The following is a 13,625-nucleotide window of genomic DNA, read 5'->3' as shown; positions in this document are numbered from 1 at the left end:
CGATCGGCAAAAAAAAACCCGGCCAAAATTGGTCGGGAGTTAATTAATCAGGGTGCATCTACTAATTTAGTCTCCGGCTTTACACCCCCTCTTTCAGGACACTTTGGTAGACTTTGCGGAAATTTGTGGCTCAGCTTGCGATCGGCAAAAAAAAACCCGGCCAAAATTGGTCGGGAGTTAATTAATCAGGGTGCATCTACTAATTTAGTCTCCGGTTCGAGGTGCACCTGTTCGGGACAGTTTGGGAAAATTTGGGGAAATTTGTGGTTTGGGGTGCGATCGCCCAAAAAAAACCCGGCCAAAATTGGTCGGGAGTTAATTAATCAGGGTGCATCTACTAATTTAGTCTCCGGTTCGAGGTGCACCTGTTCGGGACAGTTTGAGAAAATTTTTGATAATTAGCGATTTTGGCTGTAATAAGCTGCTGTGCATCTAATTTGACAGTCAATTTTTCTACAATTATTGTGGGACGGGCATCTTGCCCGTCTCTGTACTCAATTTAGATGCGTAGCAGCTTACGACAAAAAAAACCCGGCCAAAATTGGTCGGGAGTTAATTAATCAGGGTGCATCTACTAATTTAGTCTCCGGTTCGAGGTGCACCTGTTCGGGACATTTTGGGAAAATTTGGGGAAATTCGTGGTTTGGGGTGCGATCGCCAAAAAAAAACCCCAAACCAAAATTGGCGGGGAGTTAATTAATCAGGGTGCATCTACCAATTAAGCTTCCTGAGAATTCCAGCGCAATCCGGACAACCTCAAACTTTATTCAGCATCACCGTCGATACCGCAAAAAAAAACCCCAAACCAAAATTGGCGGGGAGTTAATTAATCAGGGTGCATCTACCAATTAAGCTTCCTGAGAATTCCAGCGCAATCCGGACAACCTCAAACTTTATTCAGCATCACCGTCAATACCGCAAAAAAAACCCCAAACCAAAATTGGTCGGGAGTTATTTAATCAGGGTGCATCTACTAATTTAGTCTCCCGTCTCACAGCACCTCTTTCAGGACACTTTGGCAGAATTTAGGAGAATTTTTGGCGAGGGCGATCGCTCAAAAAAAAACCCCGAACCAAAATTGGTCGGGAGTTAATTAATCAGGGTGCATCTACTAATTTAATCTCCCGTCTCACAGCACCTCTTTCAGGACACTTTGGCAGAATTTGCGATAATTTTTGGCGAGGGCGGGCGATCGCTCAAAAAAAAACCCCAAACCAAAATTGGTCGGGAGTTAATTAATCAGGGTGCATCTACTAATTTAGTCTCCGGCCTCACAGCACCTCTTTCAGGACACTTTGGCAGAATTTGCGATAATTTGTGGCGAGGGCGTGCGATCGAAAAAAAAACCCGGCCAAAATTGGTCGGGAGTTAATTAATCAGGGTGCATCTACTAATTTAGTCTCCGGCCTCACAGCACCTCTTTCAGGACACTTTGGCAGAATTTGCGATAATTTGTGGCGAGGGCGTGCGATCGAAAAAAAAACCCGGCCAAAATTGGTCGGGAGTTAATTAATCAGGGTGCATCTACCAATTAAGCTTCCTGAGAATTCGAGCCCAATCCGGACACTTATTACTAAAAACTCACAACTCTTTTCGGTGAACCAGAGTTGCACTAGCTTGGTCTGTCGGAACTAGCAAGACTTCGCTAATATTGACGTGGGGCGATCGCGTCGCGCAAAAATACACGACATCGGCTACATCGTCCGCAGTCAGCGGTGTCAATCCTTGATAGACATTTTTGGCTTTTTCTGTATCGCCGTGAAACCGGACATTACTAAATTCTGTTTCCACCAAACCAGGCTCTATTTCCGTCACCCGCACTGCTGTTCCCAAAAGGTCTTGTTTTAACCCTTCAGAAATAGCTCTCACTGCTGCTTTGGAAGCGCAATAAACATTGCCTTTCGGATAAGCTTGGCGGCCTGCTATTGACCCGATATTCACTACGTGGCCGCGTCCTCGGCTTACCATTCCCGGCACGATCGCGCGAGTCATGTACAGCAAGCCTTTAACATTGGTATCAATCATTTCTTCCCAATCTTGAAAGTTGCCTTCGTGCAGTTTGTCTAAACCGCGGCTCAATCCGGCATTGTTAATCAGAATATCGATGTTTTTCCAGGCATCGGGAAGCGCCGCTATCGCCGATTCAACTTGCGGGCGATCGCGCACGTCCAATTCTAGCAAATAAATCTCGTTCGCCGACGCGATCGATTTTGTTTCTACAAGTTCGTTTGCTAGTAGAGCGAGCTTTTCAAGACGGCGGGCTGCTAAAATTAGTTTGGCTCCACCTTTGGCGAATATCTTGGCACAGGCTGCTCCGATACCGCTACTCGCACCTGTAATGAAAACAATTTGGTTTTGGATAGAAATCATTTTTAATAATAAGGAAGATGTATTAACCGCAGAGGGCGCAGAGGGCGCAGAGAGAGGAAAGAAGAGGAAAAAACGTAGTTTTTAGTGGGTATAAGATTAAGTCTGGTCAATTAACCATAATTATTGTAGAGGCAGGTTTAGCTGGTTCTCTCATTGGTATTAGAGATTTTACTTAAACCGCCACTACAGAAATTACCCAAATAACCCATAACACCTATTTTATTACTTGACAACCCGCAATCGCACACTAACTGTTGCAATTCCGCCTTGTCGCATCAAAACTGCTGAAACCCACCGATTTTCGGGCGTAGCCGGAGCTTTACCTACTTTAAAAATTCCCCCGGTATTTAGCAACTCTAGCTCGACTTCTGAGGGATTAAAAAAGGTTTTTTCGGTAATGGGTTCCTCCAAAACACTCCCTATTAAAATATCATCGCCGATCGGCTCTCGAACAATGGCATCAAAATGGTACTCTTGGCCCACCTTAACTTGCTCCGGCAAATTCACTTGAATTGTGGGAGGATTTTGGCCCGAACTAAGCTGAGTTTGTTCGGCTAAAATCTCTTGATTAACTATTTTTTCACCTTCAAAGCGCTGCTGGGAACGGATGGTAGCTTTGAGAGTTAATTCTCGGCCATCCTTTTTTTGAGTGCCGGCAATTGTAGTTATGGTTTCCGCAAGAATCGCGCTACCTTCGGTTTTCCAAGATTTGATATCGGTGCGATAATTTAAACTCGGATATCTCTCCCAGAGTTGGGTGAGGGCTTTTGCCATACTTTGGGTGTTTAAGCCATCAGAATGAGTGAAATTCGGGCTGTAAAATGCCATGACTGCTTTCACATCGCGCCGGTTGGCCGCTGCGTCAATTTCTGTTAGCAGTTTTGTGAGTGGGGCGGGCGCATTTTCAGGGGTTTGGGCGATCGTTTGGGGAGTCGCCCCGATCGCACCGATCGCTCTTGCGGCACCTTGATGCAGCACGCCAGCACTTACCACTGTTAAACATAACAACATTTGAGCGATCGACTGCCCGCAGTTACAGCCAAAAACGATCGCCCGTTGGCGCAGCCCGCCCCTACGGGGGCTACGCCAACGAAGAGGAGCGGCTTTTTCGTCCCGACGGCTGGAAAAATACTGAGATGCACTTGGCACTAAATTCAAAAAATTACGCATTAGGTGATAATTTGGTTATTTGTCAGGAGTCGTGGCGCGGGCAACTGTTTGCCTGCAACGAAAACTGACAACGGAAGGACGGACACGGCACAATCTAATTTTAGATTGCTGATTGAAAATTGGCTGAAACTGCCGGAATAATAAGCATAATAATCTAAAACCTCAAATATAAAATCGATTGACCTGTGGAACTTGTACTTGTAAAAGAAACAAAAACCTTGACAAAAGCCCCCCTCCGGTTGTTGGTTGCAGCTAGCGGCACTGGTGGACATTTATTTCCTGCGATCGCCACCGCTAGTCAGTTGAACGACTGTCAGATCGAATGGCTAGGAGTCCCAGACCGCATGGAAACCGAGTTAGTTTCATCCCTTTACCCCCTCCACACGATCGCCGTTGAAGGCTTTCAGCAGCGATTTGGACTAGGTACTGTGCGAATTTTGGGCGGACTCGTCGGCTCGATCCTTCATGTGCGGAAGTTGCTCAAAGCGGGAAATTTTCAGGGAGTCTTTACTACCGGCGGTTACATCGCAGCACCGGCAATTCTAGCGGCTCGCTCTTTGGGTTTGCCGGTGATTCTCCACGAATCTAATGCCATTCCGGGGAAGGTGACGCGCTGGTTTAGTCCTTTGTGCACTGCTGTGGCGATCGGATTTGAAGCAGCAGCCCAGCATTTACCCCGCGCCAAAACGGTGGTTGCTGGTACGCCGGTGCGATCGCAATTCCTCGCCCGCCAACCTCTAAATTTGCCAATTCCTGACAGCGTACCTGTTATTTTAGTCATGGGTGGCTCTCAAGGTGCTGTCGCAGTCAATAAGTTAGTGCGCGAGTGTGCTCCGGCTTGGTTTGATGCCGGCGCTTGGGTGGTTCACCTCACCGGAAATAATGACCCGGATGCCGAGAGTTTGAAACACGAGCAATATTTGTCAATGCCATTTTACGACAATGTGGCGAGCTTGTTGCAGCGAGCAAATTTAGCAATTAGTCGATCGGGCGCGAGTGCTCTGACAGAATTAGCAGTGACGGGAGTACCTTCTATTTTAATTCCTTTTCCTCACGCGGCTGACGATCACCAAAGATTTAATGCGGAAGTATTTGCTAAAGTCGGCGCCGCCGTGGTATTCCGTCAAAGCGAACTGACAGCAGATGTGTTGCAAAGCAAAGTGTTGTATTTGTTAAGAGATTCCGAATATTTGGAAAAAATGTCTCAAGCTGCTGCTCAATTAGCGGTGACAGACAGTACAGAACGTTTGGCTAATTTGGTGAGGGAATTGGTGGTGAGGTAGCGAAAATTGGACACCGCCACTAATTTAACGAGTTCTTTTTAATGAGGGTAAAGCGTAAAACCCCTGTCCAACCAAATAACATAAAACACAGCCCCATCCCGATAACCAACCATTGGAGCCTTCCCGCAAAACCGAAAAGCAATAAAATTTACATCATCCTTAAGATGGCTGGGAATAGGTGCTCTAATGGAACTTCGGGCTATCTTCTCGTAGCCCAATCCGTGACGGGGACAAGCATTAATCTCACTCCAGGTAAGCTGATTTAATTTGTAGAGCGTATCTGCAAAAGCAGCCTTTTCATCTTTTGTGCATTGAGAAAGAGAGTAATCTTTATTCATGTATCGCAAAGAAAATAGAGGTGACTCCTGCTCTGGCGGTAAATCAACAATTTCTCTAGGTGAAATCCTTTTCCCTTTTTCTTGGCGTTGATTTGCCTTAAGATGCTTCTTCACAATTGAGTTGAGTCTTGAAGTATTTTTTCAGGGATTGATGAGTAATTTTTCCGCTATTTTGAGCAGCAAGTTTCCAGGGATATTCTTCGTGTGTCATGTTCCTTAACTTCCATGCAGCAAACTGCCCAAACACAGAGTAAACTTCATCAAGCAGGCTCTTAGTTTTTTCTTCGTAAATCGAAAAGTCTATATATTCAGGACGTGGAATTGCACCAGTACCATACTTTTTATAGTGACGGTACAAATCAGGAACAACGGGCCCGTGAGTCCATGCTTCTATGGCTTCAAGAAATAGCGGTTCATCGTACAAAGCTAAATGAAAGCCTTGAGCATAGTAAACCAATTTCTGAAGCTTGAGATTAGATATCAGATCGCCAGCATCTTCACTTGCCTGAGCCAAAAAGTATTCGGCTGCATCATAACAACTCAGCATAACTTACTTGGTAGTCATTAAACGGCAAAACTAGAACGAGATTTTTTTGACACTCCCGCGACTCAAGCAGACTATATTTGTCTGGAGACGTTTTCACGGGGAATTGCGAGCCGTGTCACTTTATTTACATTATACTATATTTTCTCAATCTATGCCATATTCAATTTAACAAAATTAACTACCGATTCTAATCCTTCCTTTGTCTTCAAGTTAGTAAAAACAAAAGGTTTCTCCCCCCGCATTTTTTTCGCGTCCCGTTCCATCACGCCTAAATCTGCTCCTACATAAGGTGCGAGGTCTATTTTATTAATTACTAACAAATCTGATTTAGTAATTCCAGGCCCGCCTTTGCGCGGAATTTTATCGCCCGCAGCGACATCGATCACGTAAATTGTTAAATCTACTAACTCCGGGCTAAAAGTTGCCGCCAAGTTATCGCCGCCGCTTTCGACAAACACTAAATCTAAATCAGTGAATTTGTGTTCTAACTCTTCTATCGCTACTAAGTTAATGGAAGCATCTTCGCGGATGGCTGTGTGGGGACAGCCTCCCGTTTCTACGCCCAAAATTCGATCGCTCTCTAAAGCTTGACTCCGAACCAAAAACTGGGCATCTTCCTGAGTATAGATATCATTAGTAACAACCGCAATCTGGTACTGCTGCCGCAGCGACTTGCACAAAGCATCCAGTAAAGCAGTTTTCCCCGAACCAACTGGCCCAGCAATTCCTACACGAAAAGCACCCATAGCGATTTTAGATTTTAGATTTTAGATTTTAGATTGTCTGATTTTTAACTGCGAAATAACCGAGTTGTAGTTGTAGGGTGCGTCAGACGGAGTTATGGAACGATTATCGAGGCTTTGGGGTTCTGACGCACCTTACTAATTAGATTTTGGATTGTCTGATTTTCAACTCCTAAACAACCGAGTGTACTGAGTTTCGTGCGCCATGCTAGCGAGTCCTAATCCCCAACTGCAACTGCCAAGCTCATCATCTTCTAATTGTAAAACTTCTTGCGCCGTACAGCTAATTTGAGACTGCAAATCTAACAGTAACTGTTGACCGGCTGTTTGACCGAGGGGAATCAGTTTCACGCCCGCACTCGCCAAATTAGCAGCCCAACTGTACAAATATCCTAACACGGCGGCTTCCTCTTCAATCTGCCAGGTTGCCGCGGCAATGCCAAAGCCGATCGCAAAATTGCACGGATTGCCGCCAAATTCCACCAAATCTTTTACACTTGTTGTTAACCCAGAAGCAACGGGCGATTCCCTGCGGGATAGCTTCGCTTCACGCAAATCCAGCAGCAACCTCACCAAAGTCCGCCCCATTTGCCAACTTTGCAAGCGCAACTCTTCTGTTTCCTTAGCAGCCGTCGCCCAAGCATTCCAGTAATTCAAAGCCGTCAAATCCCCCATCTGTGCCGCCCTCAAAGCCCTTACCACCACAGCGGCTTCTACTCGCACAGCCCCGAATTGCAGCGAATTTTCTAACCAATTCCTCAAAGTAATCTCGCTGTCGATCGCACCGGTTTCTACCAGACTTTCGATTCCCTCAGAATAACTATAAGCTCCCACAGGTGCAAAAGCTAGCTGCAACAAAGATAAAAGTTGATTGTTCACTGTTGACTGTTGACCAAGAATTTGTTGATGGTACAAGCCCCCGGATTTATCCGGGGAATCAATCGAAAATCGAAAATCGAAAATCCTCAAGCCCCCGAATTTATCCGTGGGGTCAATCCAAAATCTAAAATCTAAAATCTAAAATCTAAAATCGAATGACTGTTGACGGTTGACTTCTTGCTTCTTCAATAGCCGAAAGCAATTTAGTCATAAGCCCTCGGATTTATCGGTGGGAGTAAATCTAAAATCTAAAATCTAAAATCTAAAATCTAATGGCTGTGCCCGTAAGCGCCCATTTCCGGCTGAAACGGCACAATTTCCTCTGTTACTTCCAAACCCATTTTTTCCAGCATTCCCTGCAACACAGAGTCGGGGGAAAGTCTTAAATAATTATCGGCAATTTCTAAAGCTACGTGGCGGTTTCCTAAATGATAAGCCGCCCGCATCAGTAGCAGCGGGCTTGAGGCCCGCGCTGTCAGCACGAGTTCGGGTTTTGCACTTACCAGTACCAAACAGCTACCGTCTTCCGACTGCAATAAATCTCGATCGCGCAATACTGTACCTCTGGGCAAACTCAGGTGCAGCCTTTCCCCCGTTTCTGTCTCGAATCGGTGGCGGCTGCGAGTGCGATCGTCCGCTGTCATTGGTAAAGTAAAGCTGACAACAGCATCGGGATTTGCTGGTAAATGTTTTGTGAATGTTAGCATTTTTCTATTCTATTCCTCAGAACCCTTCACTTTACATCGAGTTTTTGAGGAATATCTTTTTTATAGCCGAAGGAATAAGGAAGACCGAAATTGCCATTTTCAGCTCATGTTTCAGGAATTAAAAACGTTTTAATCGTCTTGGCGATCGCTATATCTCATTGCGATTTACAGCCAGTTGAAAAATATTCATCTCTCTGAACCGCTCCCGTTCTTGTCTTCATACCACATTTTTGTCATCTTGTCAAGCATTTTATCACAGACGATCGCCCTTTTTTCAAAAAATTTTGCATATCGTCTAGTAACTCGAACAATTTAAATCTCCAATATATTGTTGGGGGGAGGTAGCGCTTAGGCATCCTGCCTGCCCTTAACAAGCTTTTATGGAGAAGTCTAATAGAACGGGAGAGGAAGAAAGACTCAAACCCTCAAGCTTATTGATTGCCCGCTTGTTGCAGTCGCAGCAGTTCGGCTTGAATTCGCTGTTTGACTGCCGGATTCGCTTGCTGGAGCAAAGTAAGCTGGTTGAAGCGACTAACTGTCAAACCATTGGTTTCGATAACTTTTTTAGCTTGTTGGCAGTAATTCACCGCGATGCCGCGAACACCTCCAGACAACCTATTAATTTGCTGAGTTTCGTTGCACACTACTCTGGGAACCGAGCCCCCAGCCATTCCTTTAATTTCGTTATAAGCTTCCACCCGTCTGGGTTCTATTGCCAACACAGCACGAGCGTAGCTAGTAATTTCTTCGCTGCTAATTTCTTGAGCTTGGGCTGCTGATCCGAAAACGAAGTTTGGGGATTGTCCATACAAACCGGGCGCCCATCCGCTAGCTAAAGCTGCTGCAGAAATGATGCCTGCAAACAGCGATTGTCGCAGCATCCGGTTTATGCCAAATTTAGAGGTGTTTAGTGAGGTGTTCATGGTCGTCGGTGATTGCTTACGTGTAGATAAAAATGACACAGCGCTTGGAGGCTCAATCTTTTTGAATAATGTGGTGGCTAAAAAGTTCCTGCCTAGGAGTGACTATTTTGAATTCCAGCAGGATGCTTTGGAAGTTGCTACGACGATCGACTTTTTAGCAAATTAGATAATTTGATTCATTCTAGCATCTGTGGGAAGTTGACGAAATTCAAACTTGAGATAGTAATTTTAATTACAGAGCGTTCCCGAATTCCCTCTGGCAATAATTCTCAAAGCGCAAATATTAAATAATTCTAAAAGTTATTGACAAATTACTCGCCTTAATTAGTCTAATCAAGGTACGCCCTAGCAAAGCTATCTTCCCGCCAGGGTTCCCGTTCCCCGTAGGGGTTCCCGTAGGGTAGGGTAGGGAAGCGTCTGGAAGGCTAGGTCAATCGATTTTAGATTTTAGATTTTAGATTTTAGATTTTAGAATTGAAGCATTGACTTGCGCGAGATAAATTCGGGGGCTCCTTTATCGGATACAGGTTTTTTATTTCTGGACGGATTCATCACGTGGCGGGTATCCTGGATGCGAGGGGGTCAAATTTAGCAGCAATCGCACTCCTCAATTGCGGCGATGATTTATCTAATGTTAAGCGATGGTGCATTTGTCGATCGACAAAATCCCCCACTGCTTTGGCTGCTGACGACGCCCTAGCCGGAACAAAAATCATGTTTTACTACCCGAAGATAGAGACAGCAACAGGGTACTAGACATTAAAATCTTGTTATCAAAATGCGCGCTATCTGTTTTTGGCAGTCAACGCGCAGGCGTGGGATTCCAGTTCTCGCTTCCTCAAGTTTGGGGCTGTGAAAACTTGTCTGGGAGTTAGCCAGAAACCTGGTTTTTCTACGAAATAAAATCGTTACAGCCACCAGCAAAAGCAGACAAACCCGGAAAGCTGGAATTTTTGGGGTTCAGTTTGCTTGTCATCTCGATCGCAGATAGCGATTTTGTGCAAGCATTATCGTAGCAATTTAACAATTATTAATTACCCATTGCCATGAAAAGTCAAAAAGAAATTTGGCGAGTTATTCTCGCAGTAGCTATCAGTATTGTAGGCGTGCTGCACTTTGCAGTACCCGCACCTTTTATCAGAATTGTGCCGCCCCAGCTTCCTTACCCGGAAGCATTGGTTTATATCAGCGGTTTTTTCGAGATTTTGGGCGGAATTGGGCTGTTAGTTCCTCCTGTCAGCAGGGCGGCGGCGTGGGGATTAATTGCCTTGTTTATTGCCGTGTTTCCAGCTAATATCAATCAAGCCGTCAACAACATTCCCATAGAAGGGATTCCCCACAACCAATTACTGTATTGGTTCAGGCTGCCTTTTCAAGCCGTCTTGATTGCTTGGGCCTGGGTTTATACCCAACCAGACGAAGGTAAACCCCGGGCTTCTATAGTTCCAGATAGAACAGAAAATGCCCGATGAAGCAGTTCGACTATTCTTTGGATTTTAAGAACATCGACTTTCGACAGCACCCGGAACTTTATTGTGTAGGGAAAGGAGAACAGGGAGTGCTGTTAGTGGAACCGTACAAAGGAGAAATTCTGCCTTTCTGGAGATTTAAGACTCCTGAAATTGCCAGAGAGTCCAGCAGCAAAATTTACTCCTTGTTTTTAGAGTATCTCGATCGCGAAGATTTTGTAGGAGCCGACATGGCCCGCAAGTTCTTGCAGATGGGGTATACTCGATCGCGTCGCTACGCCAACCACAAAAGCGGTCGGAAATACCAGCAAAACCCTCAGAAGCTGAAGTCTGTTGCAGAGCAAACCGCCGCTCGAAAAGATATTTTGCCGCTCGAAACAGATCCGGTGAAAGCCGAATCCGCCGCCATTTTTAAAGAGAAATGGATGCTGGCTAAAATCAATGAGAAATATCTCCAGCTTTTAGCCAGACATCGGCAGATGTACGAATCTTATTTAGTCAACGCTGAGGATTGACATATATTTACAAAAACTCAGGACTTACACTTTAGCCCCGTCGACAGCAGTGCAGTTGTGCTTGCCTATCTGGGCCGCATCTATTTGCTTGGCCCTACTATTTACTCGTCATCTTCTTCTGTTTGCCACTGTCGCCAAATTTCAAAGGCATTAAAGCCCCTGTATTGCAGGTAATTCAAGACTTTGCCCTTGGTTTTCGGATCTGCTTTACCCCAAGTATCGATCTTGTATTTCCGCATGACTTTGGCTTTTAATTCGGCCAGTTTTTCTGCTTCGGAGTCCTGATTTTCGGCAATTTCTTCTTCCCAGACTTGCTCGAACAAATCGTTGGTAATTCCTTTTTGCAGGCACTTGCGCTTGATGGCAGACTTTCCGTATTTGCCTGCTGCAGAGGCGATCGAGTTTGCCACCAAGCGAGTGTCGGACTGATAGCCGCGGTCTTGAATTTGCGCGATCGCCTCCAATATTTCCTCATTGCCAAAACCTTTCTCTTGCCCCTTTTTGCGAAGTTCAGAGGCACTGTAGTCTTTGCGAGACAAGAGAAAATAGAAATAGTCAAGACAGCTCATCAGTTAAATCGAAGGGTGGCGCGCAAATACTCGTGTAGCGAAGCCAAATCCAGTCGCCTTGCTATCGGCTGACTGCATCACGCGCGGCGAAGCTATCCCGCAGCGAATCGCCTCTATTCTTCTGTATCCTCCTCTTCATCATCCAATTCCACATCCGGTCTGTCCACATCGATCTGAATCAAGCGAATGTGCTTGTATCCGAGCTTAATTTCAAACTCGTCTCCCGGCTTTAATCCCATTTCTTGGGTATAATTTGCCCCGATCACGATCGAACCATTCTTGTGAACGCTAGCTCGATAACTCGCTTCTCGCCCGCGTCCGTCTGCTTTAGACTTCTCTAGCTCAATGCCCTTAGCAGCTAACACTGCATCGTAAAACTCAGCCAGATTAATCCGGGTTTCTCCACTTTTGCTGACTGTGAAGTAGCCGCAAAGCTTCGCAAGTTCTCTGCGTGGCAAATCACTGCCTTTGATTTTTTGAAGCAGACCTTTTCCTGTTAAGGGTGCTGTAGCTGTTTCTGCCATTGACCGTACCTCGCTTATTGGACTTTACTTATATCAATTACAACACATTAGATTAACTTTGTTTCACTGTCAATACTAATAATTCTGAATATTAAGATTCTGGAGAAATTTCTGCGGCCTCAAGACCGGGGGTGCAAGTAAGGATGCTCGAAGGGCGATCAATTTGCTCCTCGCGGCCCAAATCCTTGTGTAAGCCTTGGAGCGATCGCGCGGGGAATTATTGTCGCAAATTAAATGCTTTACTTTTTTACAGTAAAGTCTGTTCCCTGCATTCACCAATCCCCGATTGTGTCTGCGGTCAAGGTCAAAATAAGACAGCCATGAATGGAAATACCTAGAACGCGGCCACTGCAAATCTGCCGAAAGCATTTACCGGCGCGGGGTTAACTTTTACCTCAACAAGACGAGGCAGCACTTGTTCTCGATGCCACTGCCAGCTACTTGTAAATTCTATTTTTACGGCTGGAAATCCCCTCAAAACCCCAAATACCAACGAGCAATCTTCTATTAAGGTTTTGGGCATATAACTTGCACAGAACGCAGTCTGGGGAAGGCAATCCGGTAAAAATTGCAGGAAATTTCACCGGTTCGTTGAACGGGTTTAAGCTAAAACCCGACTCCATGGGCGCGGCGGCAGAAACATCGGGCAGCCACTAAGAGGAGAATAGTTTTGATCGGGCGAGATTGCTTCGCGACTCTTAACACTTCGCCACGAATCAGTAGATTTCTAGGGGGAACTGGCGAAAATCTTCCTCCTCCGGCCCCAAGCCAGAGAATTTGAGGTTATTTCCACAGGGGAATTGAAAAAGACCGAGTTTAATGCACAACAGCTTAAATGTTTGATGCACTACAAATTAGCAGCGGTTCCCGACATGGAGTTTCGATGGAAATGTATTGGTTTCGAGTCGTGGCCTGTAAACTGCCATACTCTCAAAATTTATGCACCAACTGGAGGGGCGCGTCAATCGATTTTAGATTTTAGATTTTAGATTTTAGATTTAAGCCTTGACCCCACGGATAAATACGTTCGGCAAGTTTCATCGGATACAGGTTTTTTATTTCACCGGTCCTGAGTCTGCTTTCGGCATGAATCACGTGGCGGGTATCCTGGATGCGAGGAGGTCAAACTCACAGCCGCTTCCATAATTAATTATTGTTAAATAAGCGCGCTGACGGTGAGGACGTTCTTAATTGTGGCAACTCTGGCTTTTATTGTCTTGTGCCGAATGAGGAATGCTCGTGCTGCCGAATCAGCCCGCTCAAAAACGCATACAAGCCACCGACTCCTGTCGTGGAGAGATCAAAATTTTAGACTCTTGTTCCATTTCCCAGATTTATCTGTGGAGTAAATTTAAAATCTCAAATCGTTCGACTCAGGACTCAAGCCGAGGTCTAAAATCTCAAATCGACTGACGCATTCTATATTAAGCAGTCCCGGACTTACTTTCTCGACGAGAAACCCAGTTTCTTCCTCGATGCTTAGTTGGGCTGCTGCTTATTTTCGGTAAAAACCCATTGGTAACAAGTTAGAACGGAGTAGATTTTGTCAATACCCCTTTATGTAGAAATATAATTGAATAATAATGAT

General features: G+C 45.3%; 17 protein-coding genes. 5 read left to right on the top strand and 12 right to left on the bottom strand.

Features of this window, described 5'->3' with window-relative positions:
• Both QUB26_RS18585 and QUB26_RS18580 read left to right on the top strand, forming a co-directional pair.
• The coding region (locus QUB26_RS18585; RefSeq protein WP_333319162.1) for a hypothetical protein at window positions 1-402 on the top strand (402 nt) is incomplete at its 5' end.
• Between the two features lie 751 nt (window positions 403-1,153).
• Window positions 1,154-1,372: a hypothetical protein gene (locus QUB26_RS18580; RefSeq protein ID WP_333319160.1), complete on the top strand. Its 219-nt coding sequence runs from the start codon at window positions 1,154-1,156 to the stop codon at window positions 1,370-1,372.
• Between the two features lie 209 nt (window positions 1,373-1,581).
• Here the strand turns inward: QUB26_RS18580 and QUB26_RS18575 are convergent, their stop codons facing one another.
• On the bottom strand, window positions 1,582-2,370 hold the full coding sequence (locus QUB26_RS18575) for an SDR family oxidoreductase (RefSeq protein WP_333319158.1): 789 nt from the start codon (window positions 2,368-2,370) through the stop codon (window positions 1,582-1,584).
• 222 nt (window positions 2,371-2,592) lie between these two features.
• Window positions 2,593-3,540: a nuclear transport factor 2 family protein gene (locus tag QUB26_RS18570; RefSeq protein WP_333319156.1), complete on the bottom strand. Its 948-nt coding sequence runs from the start codon at window positions 3,538-3,540 to the stop codon at window positions 2,593-2,595.
• A 185-nt stretch (window positions 3,541-3,725) separates the two neighbouring features.
• Between QUB26_RS18570 and murG the strand changes: the two genes are divergently transcribed.
• Window positions 3,726-4,823 carry an undecaprenyldiphospho-muramoylpentapeptide beta-N-acetylglucosaminyltransferase gene (murG, locus tag QUB26_RS18565; protein WP_445299619.1) on the top strand — a complete coding sequence of 366 codons (1,098 nt, stop codon included), beginning with the start codon at window positions 3,726-3,728 and terminating at the stop codon, window positions 4,821-4,823.
• A gap of 38 nt (window positions 4,824-4,861) precedes the next feature.
• On the opposite strand, the gene QUB26_RS18560 is transcribed toward murG, so the two are convergent.
• The 7 genes from QUB26_RS18560 to QUB26_RS18530 form a co-directional block, all read right to left on the bottom strand.
• The gene (locus QUB26_RS18560) at window positions 4,862-5,275 is read right to left on the bottom strand and encodes a hypothetical protein (protein ID WP_333057436.1); all 414 of its coding nucleotides are present in this window, start codon (window positions 5,273-5,275) and stop codon (window positions 4,862-4,864) included.
• Window positions 5,259-5,708 (bottom strand): type II toxin-antitoxin system antitoxin SocA domain-containing protein, encoded by a 450-nt coding sequence (locus QUB26_RS18555; protein WP_333057437.1) that lies wholly within the window; start codon window positions 5,706-5,708, stop codon window positions 5,259-5,261. The genes QUB26_RS18560 and QUB26_RS18555 overlap by 17 nt, the downstream gene beginning before the upstream one ends.
• Window positions 5,709-5,857: 149 nt before the next feature.
• Window positions 5,858-6,454 (bottom strand): urease accessory protein UreG, encoded by a 597-nt coding sequence (gene ureG, locus QUB26_RS18550; RefSeq protein ID WP_333246062.1) that lies wholly within the window; start codon window positions 6,452-6,454, stop codon window positions 5,858-5,860.
• 162 nt (window positions 6,455-6,616) lie between these two features.
• The gene (locus tag QUB26_RS18545; protein ID WP_333246064.1) at window positions 6,617-7,330 is read right to left on the bottom strand and encodes an urease accessory protein UreF; all 714 of its coding nucleotides are present in this window, start codon (window positions 7,328-7,330) and stop codon (window positions 6,617-6,619) included.
• Between the two features lie 269 nt (window positions 7,331-7,599).
• Window positions 7,600-8,037, bottom strand: coding sequence for an urease accessory protein UreE (gene ureE / locus QUB26_RS18540; RefSeq protein WP_333246066.1), 438 nt, complete (start codon window positions 8,035-8,037; stop codon window positions 7,600-7,602).
• 431 nt (window positions 8,038-8,468) lie between these two features.
• A complete protein-coding gene (locus QUB26_RS18535; protein ID WP_333302913.1) occupies window positions 8,469-8,960 on the bottom strand; it encodes a DUF4168 domain-containing protein in 492 nt (163 codons plus the stop codon).
• Window positions 8,961-9,511: 551 nt separating this feature from the next.
• Window positions 9,512-9,676, bottom strand: coding sequence for a hypothetical protein (locus QUB26_RS18530; RefSeq protein WP_333246069.1), 165 nt, complete (start codon window positions 9,674-9,676; stop codon window positions 9,512-9,514).
• 330 nt (window positions 9,677-10,006) lie between these two features.
• Here QUB26_RS18530 and QUB26_RS18525 point away from each other — a divergent pair, with 330 nt between their 5' ends.
• Both QUB26_RS18525 and QUB26_RS18520 read left to right on the top strand, forming a co-directional pair.
• Entirely contained in the window at window positions 10,007-10,432 is a 426-nt protein-coding gene (locus QUB26_RS18525) for a DoxX family protein (protein WP_015177615.1), read from the top strand.
• Window positions 10,429-10,944, top strand: coding sequence for a DUF4385 domain-containing protein (locus QUB26_RS18520; RefSeq protein ID WP_333319155.1), 516 nt, complete (start codon window positions 10,429-10,431; stop codon window positions 10,942-10,944). The genes QUB26_RS18525 and QUB26_RS18520 overlap by 4 nt, the downstream gene beginning before the upstream one ends.
• Before the next feature lie 101 nt (window positions 10,945-11,045).
• Here QUB26_RS18520 and QUB26_RS18515 read toward each other — a convergent pair whose 3' ends face one another.
• The 3 genes from QUB26_RS18515 to QUB26_RS18505 form a co-directional block, all read right to left on the bottom strand.
• A complete protein-coding gene (locus tag QUB26_RS18515; protein ID WP_006634375.1) occupies window positions 11,046-11,513 on the bottom strand; it encodes a regulatory protein RecX in 468 nt (155 codons plus the stop codon).
• Window positions 11,514-11,626: 113 nt separating this feature from the next.
• Complete coding sequence (locus tag QUB26_RS18510) at window positions 11,627-12,037, bottom strand: AbrB family transcriptional regulator (RefSeq protein WP_015177612.1); 411 nt, start codon at window positions 12,035-12,037, stop codon at window positions 11,627-11,629.
• Between the two features lie 334 nt (window positions 12,038-12,371).
• On the bottom strand, window positions 12,372-12,560 hold the full coding sequence (locus QUB26_RS18505; protein ID WP_333057446.1) for a hypothetical protein: 189 nt from the start codon (window positions 12,558-12,560) through the stop codon (window positions 12,372-12,374).
• Between the last annotated feature and the right edge of the window lie 1,065 nt (window positions 12,561-13,625).

The organism is Microcoleus sp. B4-C1, assembly GCF_036705285.1.
Classification (GTDB): domain Bacteria; phylum Cyanobacteriota; class Cyanobacteriia; order Cyanobacteriales; family Microcoleaceae; genus Microcoleus.
Note: the sequence above shows the minus strand (reverse complement) of the source record. Positions and strands in the feature narration are given on the sequence as shown.

Coding starts and splice junctions, on each gene's coding strand:
- QUB26_RS18575 (WP_333319158.1), bottom strand. CDS start 2,370: ATGATTTCTATCCAAAACCAAATTGTTTTCATTACAGGTGCGAGTAGC.
- QUB26_RS18570 (WP_333319156.1), bottom strand. CDS start 3,540: ATGCGTAATTTTTTGAATTTAGTGCCAAGTGCATCTCAGTATTTTTCC.
- QUB26_RS18555 (WP_333057437.1), bottom strand. CDS start 5,708: ATGCTGAGTTGTTATGATGCAGCCGAATACTTTTTGGCTCAGGCAAGT.
- ureG (WP_333246062.1), bottom strand. CDS start 6,454: ATGGGTGCTTTTCGTGTAGGAATTGCTGGGCCAGTTGGTTCGGGGAAA.
- ureE (WP_333246066.1), bottom strand. CDS start 8,037: ATGCTAACATTCACAAAACATTTACCAGCAAATCCCGATGCTGTTGTC.
- QUB26_RS18535 (WP_333302913.1), bottom strand. CDS start 8,960: ATGAACACCTCACTAAACACCTCTAAATTTGGCATAAACCGGATGCTG.
- QUB26_RS18530 (WP_333246069.1), bottom strand. CDS start 9,676: ATGATTTTTGTTCCGGCTAGGGCGTCGTCAGCAGCCAAAGCAGTGGGG.
- QUB26_RS18525 (WP_015177615.1), top strand. CDS start 10,007: ATGAAAAGTCAAAAAGAAATTTGGCGAGTTATTCTCGCAGTAGCTATC.
- QUB26_RS18520 (WP_333319155.1), top strand. CDS start 10,429: ATGAAGCAGTTCGACTATTCTTTGGATTTTAAGAACATCGACTTTCGA.
- QUB26_RS18515 (WP_006634375.1), bottom strand. CDS start 11,513: ATGAGCTGTCTTGACTATTTCTATTTTCTCTTGTCTCGCAAAGACTAC.
- QUB26_RS18510 (WP_015177612.1), bottom strand. CDS start 12,037: ATGGCAGAAACAGCTACAGCACCCTTAACAGGAAAAGGTCTGCTTCAA.
- QUB26_RS18505 (WP_333057446.1), bottom strand. CDS start 12,560: ATGCCCAAAACCTTAATAGAAGATTGCTCGTTGGTATTTGGGGTTTTG.